This window comes from Rhodococcus sp. DMU1 (assembly GCF_012272955.1).
Classification (GTDB): Bacteria; Actinomycetota; Actinomycetes; order Mycobacteriales; family Mycobacteriaceae; genus Rhodococcus; species Rhodococcus aetherivorans.
On sequence record NZ_CP050952.1, the window covers coordinates 4,557,288 to 4,582,876 of the forward strand.

21 protein-coding genes and 1 riboswitch are annotated in these 25,589 nt (G+C 71.4%); of the genes, 9 read left to right on the plus strand and 12 right to left on the minus strand.

Annotated elements, in window-relative coordinates:
• Positions 1-68: 68 nt before the first annotated feature.
• Positions 69-212, minus strand: a riboswitch (cobalamin riboswitch).
• An 89-nt stretch (positions 213-301) separates the two neighbouring features.
• The 4 genes from HFP48_RS20855 to HFP48_RS20870 form a co-directional block, all read right to left on the minus strand.
• Entirely contained in the window at positions 302-1,252 is a 951-nt protein-coding gene (locus HFP48_RS20855) for a DUF808 domain-containing protein (protein WP_029545373.1), read from the minus strand.
• A gap of 212 nt (positions 1,253-1,464) precedes the next feature.
• Positions 1,465-2,688, minus strand: a complete 1,224-nt coding sequence (locus tag HFP48_RS20860; RefSeq protein WP_006945502.1) for an O-succinylhomoserine sulfhydrylase — start codon at positions 2,686-2,688, stop codon at positions 1,465-1,467.
• Positions 2,685-3,095: a rhodanese-like domain-containing protein gene (locus HFP48_RS20865; RefSeq protein ID WP_006945501.1), complete on the minus strand. Its 411-nt coding sequence runs from the start codon at positions 3,093-3,095 to the stop codon at positions 2,685-2,687. The genes HFP48_RS20860 and HFP48_RS20865 overlap by 4 nt, the downstream gene beginning before the upstream one ends.
• A gap of 62 nt (positions 3,096-3,157) precedes the next feature.
• The gene (locus HFP48_RS20870) at positions 3,158-3,586 is read right to left on the minus strand and encodes a membrane protein (protein WP_029545375.1); all 429 of its coding nucleotides are present in this window, start codon (positions 3,584-3,586) and stop codon (positions 3,158-3,160) included.
• Positions 3,587-3,879: 293 nt separating this feature from the next.
• Between HFP48_RS20870 and HFP48_RS20875 the strand changes: the two genes are divergently transcribed.
• Positions 3,880-5,265 (plus strand): FAD-dependent oxidoreductase, encoded by a 1,386-nt coding sequence (locus tag HFP48_RS20875; RefSeq protein ID WP_050035686.1) that lies wholly within the window; start codon positions 3,880-3,882, stop codon positions 5,263-5,265.
• 98 nt (positions 5,266-5,363) lie between these two features.
• On the opposite strand, the gene HFP48_RS20880 is transcribed toward HFP48_RS20875, so the two are convergent.
• The gene (locus HFP48_RS20880; protein ID WP_006945492.1) at positions 5,364-5,846 is read right to left on the minus strand and encodes a DUF456 domain-containing protein; all 483 of its coding nucleotides are present in this window, start codon (positions 5,844-5,846) and stop codon (positions 5,364-5,366) included.
• Positions 5,843-7,048: a formate-dependent phosphoribosylglycinamide formyltransferase gene (gene purT / locus HFP48_RS20885; protein WP_168579953.1), complete on the minus strand. Its 1,206-nt coding sequence runs from the start codon at positions 7,046-7,048 to the stop codon at positions 5,843-5,845. Before purT ends, HFP48_RS20880 begins: the two co-directional genes overlap by 4 nt.
• 43 nt (positions 7,049-7,091) lie before the next feature.
• On the opposite strand from purT, the gene HFP48_RS20890 reads away from it, so the two are divergent.
• The gene (locus tag HFP48_RS20890; RefSeq protein ID WP_168579954.1) at positions 7,092-9,731 is read left to right on the plus strand and encodes a vitamin B12-dependent ribonucleotide reductase; all 2,640 of its coding nucleotides are present in this window, start codon (positions 7,092-7,094) and stop codon (positions 9,729-9,731) included.
• Positions 9,732-9,819: 88 nt separating this feature from the next.
• Here HFP48_RS20890 and HFP48_RS20895 read toward each other — a convergent pair whose 3' ends face one another.
• Positions 9,820-10,200, minus strand: coding sequence for a VOC family protein (locus tag HFP48_RS20895; RefSeq protein WP_029545379.1), 381 nt, complete (start codon positions 10,198-10,200; stop codon positions 9,820-9,822).
• A gap of 86 nt (positions 10,201-10,286) precedes the next feature.
• Between HFP48_RS20895 and HFP48_RS20900 the strand changes: the two genes are divergently transcribed.
• On the plus strand, positions 10,287-10,667 hold the full coding sequence (locus HFP48_RS20900) for a nuclear transport factor 2 family protein (RefSeq protein ID WP_006945477.1): 381 nt from the start codon (positions 10,287-10,289) through the stop codon (positions 10,665-10,667).
• 92 nt (positions 10,668-10,759) lie between these two features.
• Entirely contained in the window at positions 10,760-11,857 is a 1,098-nt protein-coding gene (locus HFP48_RS20905; protein ID WP_043802346.1) for a CaiB/BaiF CoA-transferase family protein, read from the plus strand.
• A gap of 70 nt (positions 11,858-11,927) precedes the next feature.
• Here HFP48_RS20905 and HFP48_RS20910 read toward each other — a convergent pair whose 3' ends face one another.
• Complete coding sequence (locus HFP48_RS20910) at positions 11,928-15,407, minus strand: serine/threonine-protein kinase (protein WP_006945466.1); 3,480 nt, start codon at positions 15,405-15,407, stop codon at positions 11,928-11,930.
• Positions 15,408-15,531: 124 nt separating this feature from the next.
• Entirely contained in the window at positions 15,532-16,995 is a 1,464-nt protein-coding gene (locus tag HFP48_RS20915; RefSeq protein WP_006945460.1) for a PLP-dependent aminotransferase family protein, read from the minus strand.
• A gap of 66 nt (positions 16,996-17,061) precedes the next feature.
• On the opposite strand from HFP48_RS20915, the gene HFP48_RS20920 reads away from it, so the two are divergent.
• A complete protein-coding gene (locus tag HFP48_RS20920; protein ID WP_006945458.1) occupies positions 17,062-17,601 on the plus strand; it encodes a methylated-DNA--[protein]-cysteine S-methyltransferase in 540 nt (179 codons plus the stop codon).
• Between the two features lie 19 nt (positions 17,602-17,620).
• On the opposite strand, the gene HFP48_RS20925 is transcribed toward HFP48_RS20920, so the two are convergent.
• Entirely contained in the window at positions 17,621-18,910 is a 1,290-nt protein-coding gene (locus HFP48_RS20925) for an adenylosuccinate synthase (RefSeq protein WP_006945457.1), read from the minus strand.
• Positions 18,911-19,174: 264 nt separating this feature from the next.
• Between HFP48_RS20925 and HFP48_RS20930 the strand changes: the two genes are divergently transcribed.
• A complete protein-coding gene (locus HFP48_RS20930) occupies positions 19,175-19,825 on the plus strand; it encodes a hypothetical protein (protein WP_029545383.1) in 651 nt (216 codons plus the stop codon).
• Between the two features lie 68 nt (positions 19,826-19,893).
• On the opposite strand, the gene HFP48_RS20935 is transcribed toward HFP48_RS20930, so the two are convergent.
• Positions 19,894-20,844, minus strand: a complete 951-nt coding sequence (locus HFP48_RS20935; RefSeq protein ID WP_102800154.1) for a YafY family protein — start codon at positions 20,842-20,844, stop codon at positions 19,894-19,896.
• A gap of 63 nt (positions 20,845-20,907) precedes the next feature.
• On the opposite strand from HFP48_RS20935, the gene HFP48_RS20940 reads away from it, so the two are divergent.
• Together HFP48_RS20940 and HFP48_RS20945 are read left to right on the plus strand one after the other, a co-directional pair.
• Positions 20,908-21,375, plus strand: a complete 468-nt coding sequence (locus HFP48_RS20940; protein ID WP_006945450.1) for a pyridoxamine 5'-phosphate oxidase family protein — start codon at positions 20,908-20,910, stop codon at positions 21,373-21,375.
• 423 nt (positions 21,376-21,798) lie between these two features.
• Entirely contained in the window at positions 21,799-23,943 is a 2,145-nt protein-coding gene (locus HFP48_RS20945; protein WP_168579955.1) for a catalase, read from the plus strand.
• Between the two features lie 116 nt (positions 23,944-24,059).
• Here the strand turns inward: HFP48_RS20945 and HFP48_RS20950 are convergent, their stop codons facing one another.
• Positions 24,060-24,956 carry an SDR family oxidoreductase gene (locus HFP48_RS20950; protein ID WP_168579956.1) on the minus strand — a complete coding sequence of 299 codons (897 nt, stop codon included), beginning with the start codon at positions 24,954-24,956 and terminating at the stop codon, positions 24,060-24,062.
• Between the two features lie 297 nt (positions 24,957-25,253).
• Here HFP48_RS20950 and HFP48_RS20955 point away from each other — a divergent pair, with 297 nt between their 5' ends.
• Complete coding sequence (locus tag HFP48_RS20955) at positions 25,254-25,502, plus strand: hypothetical protein (protein ID WP_230304583.1); 249 nt, start codon at positions 25,254-25,256, stop codon at positions 25,500-25,502.
• Positions 25,503-25,589 lie beyond the last annotated feature (87 nt).

The following is a 25,589-nucleotide window of genomic DNA, read 5'->3' on the forward strand; positions in this document are numbered from 1 at the left end:
CGGAGGACGAAAACAGCACGGCTGCAACGGATCACCGTTGCGGCACGACACCGTCCTTCGTCCGAGGACCAGTACGTGACCGCCGCGCCGGCCGACCTGACTCGTCCGGCAGCGCGCTGCCGGCCTCACAGTTGCGGGACAGTGCCGGATTACACCGGACTTCACCGATACGCTGCGGCACCCCGCCGGCAAGCGGGGTCACCGCAGCGTATCGCAGGACGCCGGGTCCGGGGACGGCGGCCCGACGCCGTCTTCGACCGGTTCCCCACCCCGGTGACCCCATCGGAGGACGTCGACATCGTCAGTGCGCCGCGCCGCGCTTCTTCCGTTTCGGAATCAGGTGCGCGATCAGGACGATGATCGCGCCCACGACGAGCCCGACGAGTGCGGACGCCACGGTCCCGGCAGTCCAGGACAGCACACCGCCGAAGCCGCCGTGCACGAGATCGCCGAACCAGTGTTCGAGATCGTGGAGGCGGTCGGCCGGCCAATGGAATCCTGCCTCGCCGACGTTGACGAGCAGGATGTGGCCACCGACCCACAGCATCGCGGCGATCCCGACCACGGTGAGCACCGTCATCACCTTCGGCATCGCGGCCACGAGCCCCCGCCCGAATCGTCGGCTGAACGACGATCGGCGTCGGGCGAGCGACAGGCCCACGTCGTCCATCTTCACGATCAGCGCGACCGCGCCGTACACCAGGGCGGTGATGAGGATCGCGACGACGACGAGCACCAGCAGCCGGGTGAGGAACGGTTCGTCCTCGACCGACGCCAGGGAGATCACCATGATCTCGGCCGACAGGATGAGGTCGGTGCGGATCGCGCCGCTGACCATCGACTTCTCGAACTCCGGCCCGCTCTGCCCCGCAGTCGCGTCCTCGTCGTGGTGACCACCGGTGAGTGCTTCGTAGACCTTCTCGGCCCCCTCGTAGCACAGGTACAGACCACCGGCGATCAACAGGTAGGGCAGCGCCTGGGGCAGGAACTGGCTCAGGAGCATCGCCACCGGCAGGATGATCAGGAGCTTGTTGCGGATCGACCCGGTCGCGATCTTGCGGATGATCGGCAGTTCTCGATCGGGGGTGAACCCGTGCACATAGCGCGGGGTGACGGCGGTGTCGTCGACGACGACACCGGCCGCCTTGACCCCGGCCTTGCCGGCCGCGGCGCCGATATCGTCGATGGACGCCGCGGCCGCCTTCGTCAGTGCCGCGACGTCGTCCAACAGGGCGACGAGACCACCAGCCACGGGAACCTCCCACAGTTCGGCTGTGCAGAGCCGATCGAACGACACGCAGTTGCGGGTCGACTTGTACGTTACCGAAGCACACCCGACCGCCGAGCCGGCTCTCCTTCGGTGTCCGGTACGGCCGGTGTCATCGACTCGGCAGGCCCAGGGGGTCGGAGTCCGCGATGCCGGTACGGCCTCGACGTGGCTGTCGCCTCCGACGCGGCAGCGGGCTACTTCAGCGCCTGCTCGAAGTCCTCGAGCAGGTCCTCCGGATCCTCGAGCCCCACCGACAACCGGACCACACCGTCGGACAGGCCGATTGCCGCCCGGCCCTCCGGACCCATCGCCCGGTGCGTCGTCGTCGCGGGGTGGGTGATCAGCGACTTGGCGTCGCCGAGGTTGTTGGAGATGTCGACGATGCGCAGCCCGTCGAGCAGTTCGAACGCGCGCTTCTTGCCCTCGCCCTCCGGGGCGTCCAGCTCGAAGGTCACGACCGTGCCGCCGCCGCTCATCTGGGACCGCGCCAGGTCGTACTGCGGGTGCGACTCGAGGAACGGGTACTTGACCCACTTGATCGCGGCGTGGTCCTGGAGGAAGCGGGCGATCCGCCCGGCCGACTCCACCGAGTGCCGGATCCGCAGCGGCAGTGTCTCGAGGCCCTTGAGCAGGGTGTGGGCGTTGAACGGGCTCAGCGCCGGGCCGGTGTGCCGGATGAGCTGCTGTACCGGGCCGTCGATGTAGTCCTGCGGGCCGAGGATCGCCCCGCCGAGCACGCGGCCCTGGCCGTCGATGTGCTTGGTGCCCGAGTACACGACGATGTCGGCGCCGAGATCCAGGCTGCGCTGCAGCAGCGGCGTGGCGAAGACGTTGTCGAGCACCACCTTGGCACCGGCGGCGTGGGCCATCTCGGAGACCCGGCGCACGTCGACGAGGGTCTGCATCGGGTTCGACGGCGTCTCGAAGAAGACCGCGGTCGTGGGCACGGACAGCGCCTGTTCCCACTGGTCGAGGTCCTCGCCGTCGACGAACACCGTCTCCACGCCCCAGCGGGGCAGGATCTCGTTGCACACCACGAAGCAGGAGCCGAACAGGCTCCGGGCCGCGACCAGGCGATCGCCCTTGCCGAGCAGCGCGGCGAGGGAGGTGAACACCGCCGACATGCCGGAGGCGGTGGCGTAGCAGCCCTCGGCGCCCTCGAGCAGCCGCAGCCGCTCCTCGAACATCTTCACGGTCGGGTTGCCGTACCGGGAGTAGACGAAGTGGTCCACGTCGCCCGTGAACGCCTGCTCCGCGGCCTCGGCCGATTCGTAGACGAAACCGGAATTGAGGTAGATCGCCTCGGAGGTCTCCTCGAATCCGGACCGCATGGTGCCGCCGCGCACGCCGAGCGTGGCGGGACGCACCGATGCCGGCAGCGGCCGCTCGAAGGCGCCGCCCCTGGGAATTGCGCTCACGACTGCCTCCACGGCAGGCCCGCGGCCCGCCAGCCCTCGGCTCCGCGATGCCTCTCGGCATCGAGGCCGCCTTCGAATCCTTCGACGATGTTGTACGACGGGGCCAGGCCCGCCGCGGTGGCCGCTTCCGCGGCCGCGATGGAACGCTGTCCCGAGCGACACAGGAACACGACCGGCCCGCCGGTCACGCCGGCGTCCTTCAGCTGCTCGACGAACCCCGCGTTGCGGGCACCGTCCGGGTAGCGCACCCACTCGACGAAGACGGTGCGGCGCCCGATGGGAGAGGTCTCGGGAACCCCCACGTATTTCCATTCGGCGTCGGTACGCACATCGACGAGCACGGCGTCCGGGTTCTCGCGCAGCAGCTCCCACGCTTGCTGCGGCGTTATATCACCTGCGTAGCTCACCGCACCAGCTTTTCACAGTTCGCGGCGAGCCGACCAGGCGGGCGGGTGGCGCCGGTCCCCGATCAGAAGGTGCAGACCCGCCAGACGTCGTCGATCCGGACGAACTGCCACGTGGCGGTCTGCTCGTTCCCGTCGAACCGGGCGCGCACGTCGGCGGTTCCCCGGTCGCCGTCCGCCTCGACGTTCTCGACGCCCTCGAGCTGCACCTCGCCGTCCACGCCGGCCAGCGGGGCCCGGTCGGCAGGGAGCCCGTCGCAGCGCAAGCGGTCCTGCGCGGGGGCGTCACCGGCGTTGTGCGCGCGGACGTAGTCGTCGACCGTTCGCACGACGAGCTCGGTCCCGGAGGTGCTGCTGTCCGACGGCGACACCAGCTGGGCGACGAACACCCCGACGACGAGCACCACGATGATCGCGAGCGCCGCGAGGAACGGCGTCGCGCTGCTGCGGTCCGTTTCGTCCGGGTCGGGTTCGGGTGCGCGTTCGGCTGCCATGGGGCGATCCTAGGCCGCGCGGGCACGGCCCCCCGCGGGCGCATTTGCCCCAATAAACCCTCTCGAGGTAGGAATTGCCCATGGCCTCTACGCACCTCGTTCGACGTCTCGCCGTCGACCTGTGTCGAGTGAGCGCCCACATGTGTTGTCGCTGAAGCGATTTCTCGTCACGCCCGGTTCGTCGCGCAGTTCCTGCCGCTCCCGCGTGCCCATGGCAGCCACCCCTGCCGGCTCCCTTCCTCAATTAAGCTGAACCACGTCCGTCCGCACACCGAAGAGGTAGTTGACCCCTGATGACCGATCAGACTCGTCCCCTTCGCGTCGCGATCGTCGGTGCCGGCCCCGCCGGTATCTACGCCGCCGATGCGCTCATGAAGTCCGACACCGAGGTCAGCATCGACCTGTTCGAGCGGATGCCCGCCCCGTTCGGTCTCATCCGTTACGGCGTGGCCCCGGACCATCCGCGCATCAAGGGCATCATCACCGCGTTGCACAAGGTGCTCGACAAGCCCCAGGTCCGGTTGCTCGGCAACCTCGACTACGGCACCGACATCACCCTCGAGGACCTGCGCCGCTTCTACGACGCGGTGATCTTCTCCACCGGCGCCAACGCCGACCGCGCCCTGAACATCCCCGGCATCGAACTCGACGGCAGCTACGGCGCCGCCGACTTCGTCTCCTGGTACGACGGCCACCCGGACGTGCCCCGCAACTGGCCGCTCGAGGCCGAGAAGGTCGCCGTGCTCGGCGTCGGCAACGTCGCCCTCGACATCGCCCGGGTGCTGGCCAAGACCGGCGACGAGCTGCTGCCGACGGAGATCCCCGCCAACGTCTACGAGGGCCTGAAGAACAACAAGGCCGTCGAGGTGCACGTGTTCGGCCGCCGCGGTCCCGCCCAGGCCAAGTTCACCCCGCTCGAGCTGCGTGAGCTCGACCACTCGCCCACCATCGAGGTCATCGTCGACCCCGAGGACATCGACTACGACGAGGGCTCGGAGGCGGCGCGCCGCAATTCCAAGCAGGTCGACATGGTGGCCAACACCCTGCAGGACTGGGCCATCCGCGACGTCGGCGACCGCCCGCACAAGCTGTTCCTGCACTTCTTCGAGTCCCCCGCCGAGATCCTCGGCGAGGACGGCAAGGTCGTGGGCCTGCGCACCGAGCGCACCGAGCTCGACGGCACCGGCAACGTCCGCGGCACCGGCAAGTTCCGTGACTGGGAGGTCCAGGCCGTGTACCGGGCCGTGGGCTACCTGTCGCAGAACATCGCCAAGCTGCCGTTCGACGAGCAGGCCGGCACCGTGCCCAACGAGGCCGGACGCGTCGTCGCGGACGACGCCGCCGAGGGCACCGCCCGCTACCTGCAGGCGACCTACGTCACCGGCTGGATCAAGCGCGGCCCCGTCGGCCTGATCGGCCACACCAAGGGCGATGCGAACGAGACCGTCGCGAACCTGCTCGCCGACCGGGCGCAGGGGCTGCTCAATACCCCCGAGGACCCGTCCGAGGACGCGATCGTCGCCTTCCTCGAGGACAAGCAGCTGCCCTACACCACCTGGCAGGGCTGGTACCGCCTCGACGCGCACGAGCGCAGCCTCGGCGAGGCCGAGGGCCGCGAGCGCGTCAAGGTCGTCGAGCGCGAGGACATGTTCCGCGCCTCGGAGCCGCACAAGGCCTGACGCCACCCGCTCCCCCGCCGTGGCCGAATGTCACATCGCCTCGTTTGGATCGACACGATGTGACATTCGGCCACAGCCGTATCCGGAGGCTGCGACGGTCAGGTGAGCAGCACCGCGCCGAGCCACACACCGGCGGCGACGAGACCGCCGAGCAGCTCGACGAGGATCGACAGCGCCACCGCCTTCGTCGCGTGCACGGTCGAGAGCCAGGCGTCGCGGTGGGTGCGGTGCCGCTGCACCTCGGACAGGTACGTGCCGAGCAGAAAACCGAGCAGCAGACCGATCACCGGGACGACGAAGAAGCCGACGATGCCGAGCAGACCGCCGGCGACGATCGAGCGGGTCGGCACCCCGGCGCGGCGCATCCGTCCTCCCGGCCACGTGTACTTCACGATGCCGGTGACCAGCAGGGCCGTCGTCGCGACGGCGAAGACCGTCCACGCGACGGTGCCGCCGGTGAGGACGGCCCACACCGCGATCGCCCCGAAGATCAGCAGGGTGCCCGGCAGGATCGGCACGACGATGCCGACGAGGCCGACGAGGATCGCGAGCCCGACGAGGACCTCCGCGCCGGCGGTCACGGCGCCACCGGCCGCACGCGCGACGCCGCCTCGACCGCGCGGGCCCGCGCGGTCTCGACGTCCGGGCCGGTGGACACCGCCACACCCATGCGACGACGGACGAACGACTCAGGCTTGCCGAACAGCCGCAGGTCGGTTTCGGGCACCGACAGCGCGTCGGCGACGCCCTCGAACGCGATGCCGGCGGCGTCGATGCCGCCGTAGATCACCGCCGACGCCCCGGGCGCGAGGAGCGCGGTGTCGACCGGCAGGCCCAGGATCGCGCGGGCGTGCAGCTCGAATTCGGAGAAGCGCTGCGAGCGCAGGGTTACCAGGCCGGTGTCGTGCGGGCGGGGGCTCACCTCGGAGAAGAACACGTCGTCGCCCGCGACGAACAGTTCGACGCCGAAGACGCCGCGGCCGCCGAGCGCGCCGGTCACCGTCGCCGCAATCTCCCGGGACCGGGCCAGGGCCCGCTCGCTCATCGGCTGGGGCTGCCAGGACTCGACGTAGTCGCCGGCGCGCTGCAGGTGCCCGATCGGTTCGCAGAAGAACGTCTCGACCTCCCCGGCCGGCCCGACGGCGCGGACGGTGAGCTGGGTGATCTCGTACTCGAAGTCGACGAAGCCCTCGACGATGACCCGGCCGAGGTCGACGCGCCCGCCGGCGAGCGCATAGTCCCAGGCGGCGGCGATCTCGTCGGGGGTGCGGACCGTGGACTGGCCCTTGCCGGACGAGGACATCACCGGCTTGATCACGCACGGAAAGCCGACCTCGGCCGCGGCGGCGCGGACCTCGTCGAGGGATTCGGCGAAGCGGTACGGGGAGGTGGGCAACCCGAGCTCCTCGGCGGCGAGGCGGCGGATGCCCTCCCGGTTCATGGTCAGCCGGGTGGCGCGCGCGGTCGGGATCACCTCGGCGAGACCGCGTTCCTCGACGATCGCGAGCGCGTCGGTGGCGATCGCCTCGATCTCGGGCACGACCAGGTGGGGTCGTTCGGCCTCGACGAGCGCGAGCAGGGCCTGCGGGTCGCTCATGTCGACGGTGTGCGCGCGGTGCGCCACCTGGTGCCCCGGCGCGTTCGGGTACCGGTCCACCGCGATCACCTCGACACCGAGCCGTTGCAGCGCGACGACCACCTCCTTGCCGAGCTCACCTGCGCCGAGCAGCATGACGCGCAGGGCGCCGGGAGTGAGCGGGGTGCCGATTCGGGGTGAGACCATGAGGGGACTATATGTGCCCCGCAGGTCGCACCTGGAGGACGCGATGGACGTCGCAGAACCGAACCTCGAGTCGGACACCGGACGGTTCTTCACCACGGCCGGCGTCGACCCGGCCGACGAGGTGGACTGGCAGCGGCGCGACGCCCGCATCGTCCACCACGGCACCGGCGCGGTCGTATTCGAGCAGCGCGACGTCGAGTTTCCCGCCGCCTGGTCGCAGATCGCCACCGACATCGTCACGCAGAAGTACTTCCGCGGCACCCTCGGCACCGAGGCGCGGGAACGCTCGCTGCGCGACGTCGTCGCCCGCATCGTGGACACCGTCACCGCGTGGGGTGCGGCCGACGGTCATCTCGACGACCCGGAGGCGTTCGCCGCCGAGCTGACGTACCTGATCCTCACGCAGCGGGCGTCGTTCAACAGCCCCGTGTGGTTCAACATCGGGGTGCCCGACACCCCGCAGCAGGCCAGCGCGTGCTTCATCCTGTCGGTCGAGGACAGCATCGACTCGATCCTCGAGTGGTACCGCCAGGAGGCGGTGATCTTCAAGGGCGGGTCCGGGGCGGGCGTGAACCTGTCGCGCATCCGGTCGTCGGCCGAACCGCTGGCGGGCGGGGGTACCGCGTCGGGTCCGGTGAGTTTCATGCGCGGCGCGGACGCGTCGGCGGGCACCATCAAGTCCGGCGGCAAGACGCGCCGGGCCGCGAAGATGGTGATCCTCGACGTCGACCATCCCGATATCGAGGAGTTCGTCGACTGCAAGGCGATCGAGGAACGCAAGGCGCGGGTGCTGGCCGCGGCCGGCTTCGACATGGGACTCGACGGTCGCGACATCCATTCGGTGCAGTACCAGAACGCCAACAACTCGGTGCGGGTGACCGACGAGTTCATGCAGGCCGTCGCCGACGGCGCCGAGTGGCCGCTGCGCGCGGTGACCACCGGGGCGACGGTGCGCACGGTGCCGGCCCGCGAACTGCTGCACCGCATCGCGGCCGCCGCGTGGGAGTGCGCCGATCCGGGCCTGCAGTTCGACACCACCATCAACCGCTGGCACACCGCGGCCGCGACGGGCCGGATCAACGGCTCGAATCCGTGCTCGGAGTACATGCATCTGGACGACTCGGCGTGCAACCTGGCGAGCCTGAACCTGCTGACGTTCCTGCGCGACGACGGCACGTTCGACGTCGCCGGGTTCCGGCACGCCGTCGCGGTCGTGCTCACCGGCCAGGAGATCCTCGTCGGCCGCGCCGACTATCCCACCGACCGCATCGCGCGGACCTCGCGCCGGTTCCGGCAACTCGGTCTCGGCTACGCCAATCTCGGGGCGTTGCTGATGGCCCTGGGGCTGCCGTACGACAGCGACGCCGGACGGGCGTACGCCGCGGCGCTCACCGCGCTCATGACCGGGCACGCGTACGCGGTGTCGGCACGGCTCGCGCGCCGGCTCGGGCCGTTCGACGGATTCGCCGAGAACCGGGAGCACACCCTCGCGGTGCTGGCCCGTCATCGCGGTGCCGTCGACGACATCGACGAGCAGGTCGCGCCCGCCGACGTTCTCGCCGCGGCGCGGGAGGACTGGGACACCGCGTGCGCCCTCGCCGCCGAACACGGGGTACGCAACAGCCAGGTGACGGTCCTCGCGCCGACCGGCACGATCGGCCTGGCCATGGACTGCGACACCACCGGTATCGAACCCGATCTGGCCCTGGTGAAGACGAAGAAGCTGGTGGGCGGCGGGACGCTGTCCATCGTCAATCGCACGGTGCCCCGGGCATTGTCGCGGCTCGGTTATCCCCCGGACAAGGTGGCCGAGCTGATCACCCACATCGACACGCACCGCACCGTCGTCGGCGCGCCGCAGTTGCGGCCCGAGCATCTGCCGGTGTTCGCGACGTCGATGGGAGACAACGTGATCGAGCCGCGCGGCCACGTCCTGATGATGGCCGCGGTGCAGCCGTTCCTGTCCGGCGCGATCTCGAAGACGGTCAACCTGCCGGAGTCGGCGACGGCGGCCGACATCGAGGAACTGTTTCTCGACGCGTGGCGGCTCGGGCTCAAGGCGATCGCGGTGTACCGCGACAACTGCAAACTGGGACAACCGTTGTCGGCCACGGCGGCCCCGGCCGCGACGGCCCCGGCGCCGCGGCGGGAACGGCTGCCCCGGCTGCGCCGGTCGCGCACCTTCGAGTTCCGCGTCGCGGACTGCAAGGGCTTCGTCACCGTCGGCCAGTACGACGACGGCCGTCCGGGCGAGATGTTCCTGCGGGTGGCCAAGCAGGGCTCGACCCTGGCCGGAATCATGGACGCGTTCTCGATGGCGGTCAGTTACGGCCTGCAGTACGGGGTTCCGTTGCGCACGTTCGTCAACGCGTTCACCAGCACGCGGTTCGAGCCGGCGGGCATCACCGACGATCCGGACCTCCGGATCGCGACGTCGATCCTGGACTACATCTTCCGGCGCCTGGCGGTGGAGTACCTCGACGCGGACGAGCGGGCCGAACTCGGCATCCGCACCGGTGCCGAGCGCAGCGCGCCCGTCCTCGACGACGCGGTGGCCGACACCCGGCAGGGTCGTGCGCGCCGCAGCGACGCGCCGTACTGCATGCAGTGCGGGGTGCAGATGCAGCGCTCGGGTTCCTGCCACGCCTGTCCGTCGTGCGGCAGCACCAGCGGGTGCAGCTGACGCGGTCGCGGTTGCGCCGAGGGGGACGTGGTCGCGGCATCACGCGAGTGGCGTCGACGAGAACCGCCCCCTCGCGGCCACGTCGGCCCTAGCCGGTGGCCTCCATCAGCGACAGCACGTTTCCGTGGGGGTCGCGGAACCACGCGACCCGCATGCCCTCGGGCGACGTCCACGCGTCGTGTTCGTCCTGGGCCATGCCGTTGTACCGGACGAATTCGACGCCCTTGGCGCGCAGCGCTTCGACGGTCTCGTTCAGGTTCGGTACCCGCCACCCCAGGGCGGTGTAACCGGTATCGGCGCGGGACTGCACCAGCGTCACCCGCACGGGCGAGCCGCCGCCCGCGTCCAGAATCAGCGTGAAGTGGTCCCGGGACAGCTTCTCGAAGCCGAGGGTGTCGACGTAGAACATCTCCGAGATGTCGAGATCGGTACTGGGCAGGAAGCTCACGAGCTGACCGCGGATCGTCATGGGAACCACTGTGCGCCTCACCCCGCGGCCAGGCAAGGTTGCGGCAACCCGTGCGTGGCGGGTCCGGGGTACTAGCATCTGCTCGTATGAGCACCTCCGAGATCGCGACCGTCCTGGCCTGGCACGACGCTGTCAATTCCAACGACATCGAGACCCTGCTGGCGTTGTCGAGCGACGACATCGTGCTCCCCACCGGGGACGACGACGAGGATCAGGGCCTCGACGAGCTGCGGGAGTGGGCGACGACGGCGGGCGTGACGTTCCGGCCCGGCCGGATGTTCGTGCACGAGGGGATCGTCGTGGTCGAGGAGACCGCCACGTGGGCGGCCGATCCGGAGCACCCGCGCAGTGAGGCGATCGCATTCCGGGTGGTGGGCGACCATGTCGTCTCGGTGTACCGGCACGACACCCTCGAGGAGGCGTTCGAGGCCACCCGGCTGAACGAGGGGGATCTCTACGAGGGATAGGCGACGTGCCGTGACCCCCGGCACATTCTAGCGATCGCTAAGGTAGCCTCCTCGTGGAATGGTCCCAACGCACCCCGAGTGAGGTTCGACGAGTGTCCGCTGAAGCTGTTGAGAAGAAGGGTCCGCTCGCGGGTATCCGCGTCGTCGAGTTCGCGGGACTCGGCCCCGGCCCGCACGCCGCCACCCTGCTCGCCGATCTCGGCGCCGACGTCGTGTGCGTGCAGCGGCCGGGCCTGATCCCGCCCGCCGGTCACCGCGACCAGATCCAGCGCGGCCGCCGCGTCGTCGAGGCCAACCTGAAGGATCCCGAGCAGGTCGAGAAGGTCCTCGGGCTGATCGAGCGCGCCGACGTCCTCATCGAGGGCTTCCGCCCGGGCGTGACCGAGCGCATGGGGCTCGGCCCGGACGTCGCGCTGGCCCGCAACCCGCGCCTGGTCTACGGGCGGATGACCGGCTGGGGCCAGGAGGGCCCGCTCGCCCACGCCGCCGGCCACGACATCAACTACATCTCCCTGACGGGCGTGCTGCACGCCATCGGGCGCAAGGGTGAGCGGCCGGTGCCGCCGCTGAACATGGTCGGCGACTTCGGCGGCGGCTCGATGTTCCTGATCTTCGGCATCCTCTCCGCCCTCGTCGAGCGTCAGAGTTCCGGCAAGGGGCAGGTCGTCGACGCCGCGATGGTCGACGGCGCGCTGGCGCTCTCGCACATGATGTGGGCGTTCCGCGGCCGCGGCGTGTGGTCGGACGAGCGCGGCGTGAACCTCCTCGACACCGGCGCGCCGTTCTACGACGTGTACGAGACCGCCGACGGCAGGTACATGGCCGTCGGTTCCATCGAGCCGCAGTTCTACGCGCTGCTGCTGCAGGGCCTCGAGCTCGATCCGGCCGATCTGCCGCAGCAGCTCGACACCTCGGCGTGGCCGCAGATGAAGAAGCTGTTCACCGAGAAGTTCCTGTCCAAGACCCGCGACGAATGGGCCGCGATCTTCGACGGCACCGACGCGTGCGTCTCCCCCGTGCTCACGTTCGGCGAGGCCCCGGCCAACCCGCACATCGCGGCCCGCGGCTCGCTGATCGAGCTCGACGGCGTCACCCAGCACGCCCCCGCGCCCCGGTTCTCCCGTACCCCGGCGGGCCCGCCGGCCCCGCCGGCCGGCGAGGCCACCGACGTCGACTCCGTCTGGCGCTAGGCAGCAGAGCTGCCGGTGTGTCCTTTGGGCTGCCCTGGCGACCCGAAGGACACACCGGCGCCGCAGGCGTCTACAGGAGGTGCACGGCGCCCGTGTCGACCGCGTCCAGCAGGAACGCCGGGGACACGTCCGGGCGACCGGCGCGGCCCCTGCCCGCGGTGAGCTCGTCCGCGAGCCGGCGCGCGACGTCGAGCACGAGCGGGCCGCCGTCGGGCAGGAACCGGAGCAGACCCGCCTGTTCGCACCGCGCGGCGACGGAGGCCAGCAGGGTCGCCGCTTCCTCGTCGTGCCCGGCCGCGGCCAGGCAGGCCACCTCGAGCCGCTCCGCGCGCAGCAGCCTGCGCGCCCGGCGGCTGCCGCGCAGCAGTTGCACCCACTCGCCGGCCCACCGGCACGCCAGCTCGGTGTTCTCCGGCGTCGGATCGGCGAGCAGCCCCCGGATGGCCGTGGCCTCCTCGAGCTGCGCGGTCCACGCCGCCGTGCCGTGGTCGGGGCGCGGCCGCGTCCCGTAGGCGACCGGCTGCTGCCGCGGCGCCGACGGCAGCGGCCCGAGACCGAGCCGGACGCGTTCGTTCTCGACGGCCGCCGCGAGCCGCTCCAGGTTCATGGCGGCGGCCGCACGGGCGCCGTCCGCCAGTCGCGACACCACCGCCTCGCGGTCGCCGCGCACGGCCTTGAGCCGGGCACCGACGACGTACCGCGAGATCTTGAAATCCACGACCCCGCCCTCCGAGCCGAGGGCGAAGCCGTCGTCGAGCAGCCGCTCGGCCTCGTCGAGCTCGCCCCGCTCGTAGAGCAGCTCACCGAGGATCGACCCGGCCAGCACCGCGGCCGACGAGTGCCGGCCGCTGCCGCGCCGCGCCGCGCGCAGTCCCGCGCGGAAATGCTCCTCGGCCCCGGCGACGTCGAGCTGTTCGACCGCGGCCAGCCCCAGCAGGGCGCGGGCGTGCATGGTGTTGTAGGGGCCCTCGTTGAGTTCGTGGTACGGCTGCGCCACCTGCTGCAGCCGAACCACCTCGTCGTAGTCGGCCCGGTAGACCGCGGCGAACGTGGCGACGTTGAGCCCGGACGAGATCACCAGTGGCGGCAGGGTGGCGGCGCGGGCCAGGCAGTGCTCGACGAGATCGTCGGCGCGTTCCAGGCGGTCGCAGCGCAGGGCGACGATGCTGCGCACGACCTCCACCTCGACGGCGATGTCGGCCGCCTCCTCGGCATTCACACCGTCGGCCGCGACCGCCGCCTCGACCACGTCCAGCGCGTGCAGCGCCGGCGCCGAGCGGTGCAGCAGGATGTTCCCCCAGGCGATCGACAGCTGCAGGCGGATCCGGCCCGCCACGGCGCGGCGCGGCAGCTTGGCGACGAGCCCGAGCAGCGTGGTGGCGTGCCCGTGCTCGATCATCCGGCGCCCGTTCTTCTCGACGAGGTCGACGGCGCGGTCCTCGTCGCCCGCGGCGAGGGCGTGGTCGACCGCCTCGCCGACCATCGCATGGCCCTCGTACCACTCGGACGCGGTCCGGTGCAGGGCCGGGACGCGCTCCGGGTGCTCGCGTTCGAGCCGCTGCCGGAGGAACTCGGCGAACAACGGCTGATATCCGAACCAGCGGCCGTCCTCGTCGATCCGGTGCAGGAACAGGTCCCGGTCCTCGAGGTCCTCGAGCAGGGCCTGACCACGTTCGTGCCCGGTGAGCGCGGTGGCGAGGCTGCCGCAGATGCGTTCGGTCACCGCGGTGGTGAGCAGGAACTCGACGTCGTCCGGGGGCAGCGACTCGAGCACGTTCTCGGCGAGGAAGTCGCCGATCGCCCGGTGCCGGCCGGACAGGTGGGAGATCAGTTCCCCGGGGTCCTCGCGTCCGCGCAGCGACACCGCCGCGAGCTGCAACGCGGCCGCCCACCCGTCGGTGGCGGCGGTCAGGTCGGCGACCTCGTCGTCGTCGAGGTCCAGCCCGGCGAGGTCGACGAGGAAGGTCCGCGCCTCGGACTCGTCGAATCGCAATGCCTCGTAGTCTATTTCGACGAGCTCGTCGCGCACCCGCATCCGGCTCGTCGGCAGTCCCGCGCGGGTCCGGCCGACCACCACGAGCTGCATGTGGTGGCAGCCGTTGTCGAGCAGGAAGGCCATCGCGGCGATCGTCGCGGGGTCGTCGACCCGATGCCAGTCGTCGATGATGACGACGAGTCGTTCACCGGCCCTGTGGATCTCGTCGATGAGTGAGGTGAGCACGTAACGTTCGGCCTCGTCGCCGTGTTCGTCGAGCACCTGGCCGAGCTCGCGGGCCAGCGAGGGCCGCACCTGCCGGATCGACTCGACGAGGTGGGCCAGGAACCACACCACGTTGTTGTCGTCGTGGTCGACGTTGAGCCAGGCGACGGGCACGTTCCTCTCGGTGAGCGCGTAGCGCCACTGCAGGGCCAGCATGGTCTTGCCGAATCCCGGCGGGGAGTGGATGACGGTCAGTTTCCGGCGCTGCTCCGTGTCGAGGACGGCGAGCAGGCGCCGTCGCGGCACGAGCCGGCGTGTGGTCGACGGCGGACGGAACCGGGTCGCCGGCACCGGCGGGGTGGTGGCGCGCACGCCGGACCGGTAGGTGCTCCGCCGCTCCGACACGGACGGCGACGGAGGGTGACCGGGCTCCGAGCCCGGCTCGAGTTCCCCGGCTACCGGCAGCTCGTCCACCGGCAGACCCTCGTCGGCCTGCACCTCGCGCAGCAGCTCCCCGAACTCGGCGGCGGTCGCGGGCCGGACCTGCGGGTCCACCGACATGGAACGCTCGATCGCCGAGGACAATCCGTCCGGGACGCCCTGCTCGCGCAGGTCCGGAACGGGCTGGGTGGTCACCCGCACGAACTGCGCCACGACCCGCTCGCCGCTGCGCCGTTCGAATGCCGCGTGCCCGGTCAGCGCGCAGAACAGCGTGGCGCCGAGGCTGTAGACGTCCGATGCGGGGGTGGGCACGCGGCCGCTGAGCACCTCCGGGGCCGTGAACGCCGGCGACCCGGTCACCTCACCCGTCACCGTCTCGAAGCCCCCGCTGATGCGGGCGATCCCGAAGTCCGTGAGCTGCGGCTCGCCGAACTCGGTGAGCAGGATGTTGGCCGGCTTGACGTCGCGGTGCAGGATGCCGACGCGGTGGCCGGTCTCGAGGGCGCCGGCCAGCTTGATGCCGATCCGCACCACCTCGGCCCACGGGATGGGCCCGGAGCGGCGCAGTTGCGCGTCGAGCGAGTCGCGCGGGTGGTACTGCATCACGAGGTACGGGCGCCCGGATTCGGTGGTGCCGACCTGCAGGACGTTGACGATGTTGGGATGCCCGGACAGCCGTCCCATGGCGCGCTGCTCACGCAGGAAACGCTCGAGGTTGTCTGTGTCCATGTGGGAGGTGAGGACCTTCACCGCGACCGGGCGATCGAGTGCGGTCTCGTAGCAGCGGTAGACGACACCGAATCCGCCGCGCCCGATCTCCCGCGCGTCGTCGAACCCGGCGGCGGCGAGTTCGGCAGCGAGGTCGAACCCGATGTCGCGCTGCGTCGCGTACGGATCCTTTTCGGCCACAGTCGTTCTCGCATCCGTCCGAAGTGGCGGCTCGCGGACGGCCACAACGGCGTGACCGCCCGTGCGTACCCCTCGAGCATAACGCCGCGGACCGGTTCCCGGGCCCCGTCCGGCCACCTCCGAATCAGACCACGAGGTGTGGTTCCGCGAGGTCCCGGCCGCGGGCGAGCGCGTCGTACGCCGACGCCACGGACGCCACCGCCCGGCGCACCTCGTCGACCTCCCGCGCGTACGGCAGCCGGAGGAAGCGCTCGAACGCGCCTTCCACGCCGAACCGCGGTCCGGCGGCGAGGACCACACCGTGATTCGGGGCGGTCGCCGCGAGGGCCGTCGACACCGGCGTGGGCATCCGCACCCACAGCGACATCCCGCCCGGCCCCACCGTGTACTTCCAGTCGGGCAGGTGCTCGCCGAGCGCGCCGAGCATCGCCGCCCGGCGGCGGCGCAGCTGTCCACGCCGCCGCTCGAGCAGGTCTTCGACGTCGCCGAGCAGGTGCGCCGCGGCGAGCTGCTCCATCACCGGCGTGCCGAGGTCGACGGCGGAGCGTGCCCCCACGAGCCGCGTGATCAGGGACCGGTCGGCACGGATCCAGCCCACCCGGAGCCCGCCCCACAGGGACTTCCCGGTGGATCCCACCGTCACTACGGACCGGTCCGCGCCGTACGAGGCGACCGCGGGGGGCGGTGGGGTGTCCAGCCACAGGTCCACCATCGTCTCGTCCACGACGAGCGTCATGCGGGTCTCCTGGGCGATCCGGACGAGTTCGGCCCGGCCCTGTGCGCCCATGCACAGCCCGGTGGGGCTGTGGAAGTCCGGGATCAGGAACGCCATTCGCGCCGCCGTCTGCCGCGCGGCGCTGCGCAGGCCCTCGAGGTCCCAGCCGGCGTCGGCGCCGCCCTCGGGCCGCACCGGCACCACGACCGGCCGCGCCCCGTGCCGCCGGATCGCCTCGAGCGCATTGGGATACGTGGGATGGTCGACGATCACGCGGTCGCCGGCGTCGGTGAGCACGCCGAGCAGCAGGCGCAGCGCGTGCTGCGCGCCGGAGGTGACCATGATCTGGTCGGCGTCCGTGGGCAGCCCCCGCTCCCGGTAGCGCCGCGCGATGACCTCCCGCAGCGGGGCCACGCCGATCGGCTCCATGCCGTGCGAGTCGAGGTAGGCCGGCACCGAGCGCAACGCGGCCGCGTAGGCGGACTCGATCTCGGCGGCGGGCGCGGGCATGGACGCGTAGCTCAGATCCACGGTCTCGGGCGCCCGGGCGGGACCGGGACCGCCCGCCCGCGCCGGGGCGGCGGTCCGGCCCGACGGCAGCGCGACGGTGCTGCGCGCGCCCTGCCGGCTGCGCAGGTAGCCGGCCTCGCGCAGCGCCGTGTACGCGGAGGTGATGGTGGTGCGGCTCAGGGCCAGCGCGGCGGCGAGCTCGCGTTCGCTGGGCAGCGCCACCCCCAGGGGGACGCGGCCGTCGTGCACCAGCAGGCGGATTCCGTCCGCGAGGGCCCGGTACGCGGGCCGCCGATCGGCGGTGTCCTGCCAGTTGCCGAGGTCGCGGGCCAGGGAGCCGGCGCCGATCGCACGCGTGATCACCGGTCCAGTATCGCAGTCCAGTCGGTGAAGTGGTCGCCTGTCCCCGGGCCAGTCCATACTGACGACGTGACCACCCTCGGCTACACCCTCTTCGACACCGCCGTCGGCACATGCGGGCTCGTGTGGTCCGCAGCCGGCATCGTCGGCCTGCAACTGCCCGAGACCGCACCCGAGCCGACGCGCGACGAACTGCTCGAGCGGTTCCCGGACGCGGTCGAGCGCCCGGCCCCGGCCGCGGTGCAGCCCGTGATCGAGGCCGTCACCGCGCATCTCGCCGGCGCCCCGGACGACCTGCGCTGGGTTCCGGTCGACTACCAGAACGTGTCCGAATTCGACACCGCGGTCTACGAGTTCGCGCGCACGATCGGCCCCGGGACGGTGGCGACCTACGGCGAGGTCGCCACCCGGATCGGCCGGCCGGCCGGAGCGCAGGCCGTCGGACAGGCCTTGGGACGCAACCCCGTTCCGCTCGTCGTGCCGTGCCACCGGATCCTCGCCGCGGGCGGCGGCATCGGCGGCTTCTCCGCACCCGGAAGCACCGTCACGAAGCGGGAGCTGCTCGCGCTCGAGCACGCCCCCGGCTTCGACGATCCGACCCTGTTCTGACGGGCAGCCGCAGCGGGTTTCAGCCCAGGATGTCGCGCCGCACGATCGTCTGGTCGCGGCCCGGGCCGACGCCGATGCACGACATGCGCGCGCCCGAAAGCTCCTCGAGCCGCAGCACGTAGTTCTGTGCGTTCTTCGGCAGGTCCTCGAAGGTGCGGGCGTCGGAGATGTCCTCCCACCAGCCGGGCATCTCCTCGTAGATCGGCGTGGCGTGGTGGATGTCGGTCTGTGTCATCGGCATTTCGTCGACGCGGACCCCGTCCACCTCGTAGCCGACGCAGATCGGCACGGTCTCGAGGCTCGACAGCACGTCGAGCTTGGTGAGGAAGAAGTCGGTGATGCCGTTGACGCGGGTCGCGTAGCGGGCGATCACGGCGTCGAACCAGCCGCAGCGCCGGGCCCGGCCGGTGGTGACGCCGACCTCGCCGCCGGTCTTGGCCAGGTAGGCGCCGTGCTCGTCGAACAGTTCGGTCGGGAACGGGCCCGAACCGACGCGGGTGGTGTAGGCCTTGAGAATGCCGAGCACCGTACCGATCCGGTTGGGGCCGATGCCCGACCCGACCGCCGCGCCGCCGGCCGTGGGGTTCGACGACGTCACGTACGGGTAGGTGCCGTGGTCGACGTCGAGCAGCGTGCCCTGCGAGCCCTCGAGCAGCACCGTCTCGCCGGCCTCGAGGGCCAGGTTCAGGCGCAGCCGGGTGTCGGCGATGCGATGCTTGAAGCCCTCCGCCTGACCGAGCACCTCGTCGACGACCTGCTGCGGGTCGAGGGCCTTGCGGTTGTAGATCTTCGACAGCACCTGGTTCTTGAACTCCAGGGCGGCCTCGACCTTGTGGGTGAGGATCTTCTCGTCGAGGACGTCGGCGACGCGGACGCCCACGCGGGCGATCTTGTCCTGGTAGCACGGGCCGATGCCGCGGCCGGTGGTGCCGATCTTCTTGGCGCCGAGGAAGCGTTCGGTGACCTTGTCGATGGCCACGTGGTACGGCATGATCAGGTGCGCGTCGGCGCTGAGCAGCAGGTTCGTGGTGTCGACCCCGCGGTTCTCGAGACCGGCCAGCTCGTCGAGCAGCACGCCCGGGTCCACGACCACTCCGTTGCCGATCACGTTGGTGACGCCGGGAGTGAGGATGCCGGAAGGGATCAGGTGCAGCGCGAAATTCTCCCCGTTGGGGAGGACGACGGTATGGCCGGCGTTGTTGCCCCCCTGGTAGCGCACCACCCACTGCACCCGGCCACCGAGCAGATCGGTGGCCTTGCCCTTGCCCTCGTCGCCCCACTGGGCGCCGATCAGGACGATTGCCGGCATTTCGCTGTCTCCTAGGGTGTCGACGTGCGGGCGCCCTCCGCCTGCAGGGTTCTGCCGTCACAGAACAGAAGCCGGGGGGACAGTCTAGCGGACCACGTCCGCGGCGCTGCCTCCGGCGTCCGCCGGTCGCCGCCCCGCCTGTGGCGGGGACCGAGAATCCGCCCGACTCACCGTGCCACGTTCGGGCGCCCGGCGGCGGGGCCCGTCGTGACTAGAGTGAACGGAGCATCGTCGGCCGCGAGAGGAGTGCTCTTGACCCCCGTTGTGCTCAAGTGCGGTGACGCCCCGCTGCCGTTGACATTGACGTCCCTGACCACGTTGACCGCCCCCGTGCTTCCCGGCAAGGACGACTTCGAGGACGTGTTCGCGCATCTCGAGTCGGTCGAGGATCCCCGGCTCGTGGTGGTGGGCGGGGATGCCGCCTTCGCCGCGGCGCTGACCCGGATGATGCGCACGGAGCGGCTCGGCATCGAACTGGCCTACGTGCCCGAGCGGCGCACCCCGGCCGCCGAGGCCTACGGGCTGCGGTTCGGGTCCAAGGCCGCGACCGTCGCCCTGCAGGGCGTGGCCCGGCCGGTGCCGCTCATCCGCGACGACGCCGGCATCGCCCTCGTCGGGCGTGCCCTCGTCGAGGGTGAGGTCGGCGAGCTCGTCGGCGAGGCGTACGTGGACGACACCCGCCTGTTCAGCGGGGTCGCCCCGGGCGTGCGGATCGAGCCGATCCCCGACATGCCGGGACTGCGGGCCGCGATCGACCGGCCGCGCTGGTTCGGCGGCTACCGCTGGGTGACCGGACGCGCCGTCCAGCTCGGCTCGCCCGGCGCCCTGCTCACCCGCGACGGGGTGGCCAATCCCCGGGCGGTGAAGCGGTCCACGTTCTACCGGCACGAGCACAAGTGGAAGCTGGTGCGCTGAGCCGTCCGCTCACACCGCTGCACCACGAGAGCCGTTCGCGCAGAACGACTGTCGCTTTCGATCCGACGTCACGAGTTGCACCGGGCCAGCGTCTCGCCGGCGCCGCGGAGGGCGGCCCGCAACGACCGCGGGGCCACGACCTCGACCCCGCCGCCGAGGGCGAGGAGCTGGTCGAGCGCCACCTCCTCGGCCTCGAGCAGCAGGTCCACCCGAACCCGCCCGTCCGCGTCCGGCGGGCCCGGCTCGACGGCGGCGGCGTCGGCGCCCACCACGCGGGGCAGGCGCCGCCACGCGGCCGGGGTGAGGCGGACCGTGCAGGCGAACGTGCGCAGGGCCCGGTCGAACTCCGCCGCGGACGCCGCCCAGTAGGCGGGCAGGTCGAATCCGCCGGGGCGGTGCGCGGGAGCGTCGAGCACGTCGGCGGACGCGATGCGCCCGACGCGGTAGGTGCGGACGTGACCGGTGTGGGCGGCGACGAGGTACCAGACCCCGGCCTTGGCGACGAGCCCGAGCGGGTCGAGGGTGCGGGCCACGGTCCGGGCACCGCGCCGGTAGCGGATGTGCAGGCGGCGCTCGTCGAACACGGCGGACGCGACCGCCGGCAGGTGCGTGTTGTCGCCCGGTGCGGCGAACCAGCCTGGGACGTCGACGTGTACCCGGTCGCGCCACGCCTGGGCGGCGCTGCGCAGGGTGACCGGCATGGATCCGAGCAGCTTGCCGCGTGCCGCCTCGAGCTCCACCCCGAGGTCGGCGGCGAGGGTGGGCACCCCCAGCAGCATCAGCGCGGCGCTCTCGTCGCTGGTGAGCCCGCTCAGCCGGGACTGCCACCCGTCGAGCAGGCGGATGCCGCCACCCGGTCCGCTCTCGGTCCACACCGGGACCCCCGCGGCGGACAGGGCACCGACGTCGCGGTACACGGTGCGCACCGACACGCCGAGGTCGTCCGCGAGTTGCCGCGCGGTCAGGCCCGCGCTGCCCTGGAGCCGGAGCATCATCGCGAGCAGACGTGCCGATCGCATGTCCGCAGCCTACGCGGAAAACACTGACATCGGATGTCAGTGATACGGGGGCATGCTGGGTCCATGACCACATGGGACGAGTTCTCCGAGCAGGCACCGGATCTGGCGAAGGCGATCGCCGCACGACTGCAGGCGCACAAGCATCACGTCCTGGCGACGGTGCGACGGGACGGGTCGCCCCGCGTCAGCGGGACGGAGGTCGAGATCGTCGGCGGCCGGCTGGTGCTCGGCTCGATGCCCGGCGCGCGGAAAGCGCGCGATCTGCAGCGCGATCCGCGCTACGCCCTGCATTCGAATCCCGGGCACCACTCGATGACAGGGGGCGACGCGAAGGTCGCCGGCCGGGCCCGGGAGCTGCACGACGAGGAGAAGGCAGCCGTGCTCGCCGCCTACCCGGAGGAGGTGCCGCCGGGACCGATGCACGTGTTCGAACTCGGCCTGGCCGAGGCGGTGCTCACGTCGGTGGACGGGGAGCACCTGTACGTGGACCTGTGGCGGCCCGGTGCCGCGGTCGAGCGCTTCACCCGCTGACCGGCCGGAACTGCCGTTCGACCCGCCGGTCGGCCCGGCATGCCGAGGGAGTTCGGCGCCCCGGGCTGTCGAGTTCAACCCGGGGCACCTTGGCCGGCCCGCATCCGGACTACGAGACGGCCCTGAACCGTTGTGCCCACTGACGCGCGGTCGAAACCTCCGGCCCCGAATACGTCCGCCCGCCGGGCATCCGTTCTCGTCGCCCCGTCGGGGGAAGTGTGGGATCCCCGCCGAACGAGTACCCGCCCGTGGTGGTCGGCCACCGCGCGTGGCCGGGCCACAGACGTTGTCACGGGCGGGGCGGGTCGCCACCCCGGCGCACGCCGAGACCCCACGCGCCCCGGCCGATGTTTGGAAACGGGCGTGCGGGGCAACTCGGCCGAGACGTGAACGTCACCCGTCTCGACCGAACGGAGCATCGCAGTGTTCGAGAAGAATCCGCCGGTTCCCGGCTCACCCGCCGGTTTCGAGGTCCCGGTCGAGGAACCCACCACCCCGACGGACCCGCCACCGGCCAAGCCCGACCAGCGTGAACCCATCCCGGTCACTGCCACCGGCACCCCCGAAGACCTGCCCGACGGCGCGCGCGGGCCCCAGGGCCGGTACCTCACCACCGCGCAGGGTGCGCGGCTGACGGACACCGACCACTCCCTCAAGGCCGGTCGTCGCGGCCCCACCCTGCTGCAGGACCACCACTTCCGCGAGAAGATCACCCACTTCGACCACGAGCGCATCCCCGAGCGGGCGGTGCACGCCCGCGGCGCCGCGGCCCACGGCGTCTTCCGGGCCAACGGCGCCGCCTCGAAGATCACCCGTGCCGGGTTCCTGCAGAAGGGCGCCGAGACGCCCGTGTTCGTCCGCTTCTCGACCGTGCTCGGCTCGCGCGGCTCCGCCGACACCGTCCGCGACACGCGTGGCTTCGCGACGAAGTTCTACACCGAGGAGGGCACGTTCGACCTGGTGGGGAACAACATCCCGGTGTTCTTCATCCAGGACGCGATCAAGTTCCCCGACGTCGTCCACGCGGCCAAGCCGCACCCGGACCGGGAGATCCCGCAGGCGCAGAGCGCACACGACACGTTCTGGGACTTCGTCTCGCTCCACACCGAGGCCACCGCCCACACCCTGTGGAACATGTCCGACCGCGGCATCCCCCGCTCCTACCGGATGATGGAGGGCTTCGGCGTCCACACCTTCCGCATGGTCAACGCCGACGGTGAGACGTCGCTGGTGAAGCTCCACTGGAAGCCGCGCCTGGGGGTGCACTCGCTGGTGTGGGAGGAGGCGCAGCTGCTCGGCGGCATCGACCCGGACTTCCACCGCCGCGACCTCGCCGACGCGATCGAGGCCGGGGCCTATCCGGAGTGGGATCTGGGCGTGCAGGTCTTCCCCGACACCCCGGAGCAGACGTTCGAGGGCATCGACCTGCTCGATCCCACCAAGATCGTCCCCGAGGAGCTCGCGCCGGTCCAGCTGATCGGGACGATGCAACTCAACGCCAACCCGACCAACTTCTTCGCCGAGACCGAACAGGTGGCCTTCCACCCCGGGCACCTCGTGCCGGGTATCGACGTCACCGACGACCCGCTGCTGCAGGGCCGGCTGTTCTCCTACCTCGACACCCAGATCAGCCGGCTCGGCGGGCCCAACTTCGGTCAGCTGCCCATCAACCGGCCGCATGCGCCCGTCAACGACATGCTGCGCGACGGCATGCACCAGACCGGTATTCATCCCGGGGCGGCCCCGTACCGGCCCAACTCGCTCGGGGCCGGCTGCCCGTTCCTGGCCGGCGCCGAGGAGGCTGCGTTCATCGACGTGCCGGCACCCATCGCCGCCGGGGTCAAGGAACGCGCACAGCCGAGTTCGTACGACGACCACTTCTCGCAGGCGCGACTGTTCTACACCAGTCTGTCCGAGGTCGAGAAGCAGCACGTGGCCGACGCCTACACCTTCGAACTCGGCAAGTGCTTCGAGCAGGCGATCAAGGAGCGGGCCCTGCGCGTGCTCGCGAACATCGATGCCGGACTGTGCGCCACCGTCGCGGCCGGCCTGGGGCTGCCGGCACCGGAGCCGACGGTGGCCCTCGCCGGTGAGCCGCTGCGCAGCGAGGCGCTGTCCCAGGTCGGTGCGACCTGGCCGATCGAGGGCCGGATGGTCGGCATCGTCGCGGACGACAGCGCCGACGTCGCCGAGGTCGCCAAGGCCGTCGCCGCGGTGGCCGCCGCGAAGGCCGTGCCGCTGGTGATCGGCCCGCACGGCGGCAAGCTCGACGGCGGCCGCAAGGAGGTGCCGATCTCGCGGACCTTCGCCACGGCCCGGTCCGTCGAGTACGACGCGCTGCTGCTCGCGAGCGCCCCGGCCGATCCGCGCGTGCGCGTCCTGGTCGACGAGACGTTCCGGCACTGCAAGGCGATCGGCACGTGGGGCGCCGGCACCGAGGCGCTCGAGCACGCGGCCGTCCACCCCGAGGCCCCGGGTGTGGTCACCGCCGACGATCCGGAAGCGGTGGTCACCGGGATCGTCGACCTGCTCGGCGCCCACCGCGTGTGGGAGCGGGCCCAGGCCTGACCCCCCGCGCGTCCCCCGCCTGGGATGGTGGCCGAATGTCACACCGCTTCGATTGGATTGAGCGCGTGTGACATTCGGCCGCCACCCGCGTGTGACATTCGGCCACCACGGGTGTGTCAGGAGAAGGGCTTGCCGCCGGTGACAGCGATGACCTCGCCGGTGATGTAGCTCGACTCCTGCGAGGCGAGGAAGACGTACGCCGGCGCCAGTTCGGCCGGTTGCCCGGGGCGGCCGAGCGGGACGTCGTCACCGAAGGACTCGAACTTCTCCCGCGGCATGGTGGCCGGGATCAGCGGCGTCCAGATCGGGCCCGGGGCAACGGCATTGACCCGGATTCCCCGCTTCGCGACGGCCGCCGCCAGCCCCTTGGTGAAGTCGACGATGCCGGCCTTGGTCGTGGCATAGTCGAGCAGTTCCGGCGACGGGCTCGTCCCCTGGATCGACGACGTGTTGATGATCGTCGAGCCCGGCTCCATCACCCCGACCCCGAACTTGCACAACCAGAACAACGCGTACAGGTTCGTCTTCAGCACGCGATCGAACTGCTCGGTCGTGATGTCGGCGATCCCGTTCATCTGCACCATCTGGAACGCCGCGTTGTTCACCAGGATGTCCAGGCCGCCGAGTTCGCGCACCGCCGTGTCGACCAGGTGCCGGCAGTGTTCCTCGGCGCGGATGTCACCCGGCACCGCGACGGCGCGCCGGCCCGCGTCCTCGATCCACCGCACGGTGTCGCGGGCGTCGTCCTCCTCGGACTCGAGATAGCTGAGGACGACGTCGGCGCCCTCGCGGGCGAAGGCGATCGCGACGGCCCGGCCGATCCCGGAGTCGGCACCGGTGATCAGCGCCCGCCGTCCCTCGAGCCTGCCGCTGCCGCGATAGGTCTGCTCGCCGTGGTCGGGTGCCGACACCATGTCGGACGTGAGGCCCGGATATTCGAGCTCGGGTTGCCGCTCGCGATCCGGTGCCGGGTACTGCTCGACCGGATTGCGGGGCCGGTGCTGGTCGGTCATGGTTCCTCCCTCGAGGTCTGCGGGCGAGTGCCGGCGCCCCCGGACGGGGACCGCCGGGTCCGGCCGGTGCATACCCGGACCCGGGAGCGGGTACACGGGGGACACGGTCGGCGAATCCGAGCGCCGCAGCGCTCTCCCGGCCCGACTTCTGGAAAGGATGCGGCTGTGACGGAACACGAGAACGAGTTTCGGAGAAGCGACGAGACCCGGGCGGGTGCCGATCCGGTGCACGGCAGGCAGACGTACAACAGGGATCTGACGACCGACAGCGACTTCCCGGCCGACGACGCCCGCACGATGCGCAGCCACGCCGGCGAGGCCCTGACCGACTCCAAGGGCTGGCCCGGCTACTTCTTCCTGGGCCTCGGGCTGCTCCTGCTCGGGCTGACGCTGGTGGCCGCCGGGTACGGATTCGAGGGCTGGGCGTGGATCGCCGGCCCGGCGTGCATCGTGTCCTTCGCGGTGGGCGCCGTGCTGGTCATGCTGGAGCGCAAGCGGGTCCGCGACGTCGAGGGAACGAGCCTGCGCGAGCCGCGCGGTCACTGACGCCCACCGGCCCGCCCGGCCCGGGGTGCTGCGGCTGCGCACCCCGGGCCGGCCCGGTCCGTCGTCACGACGGGTAGTGTGCCCAAC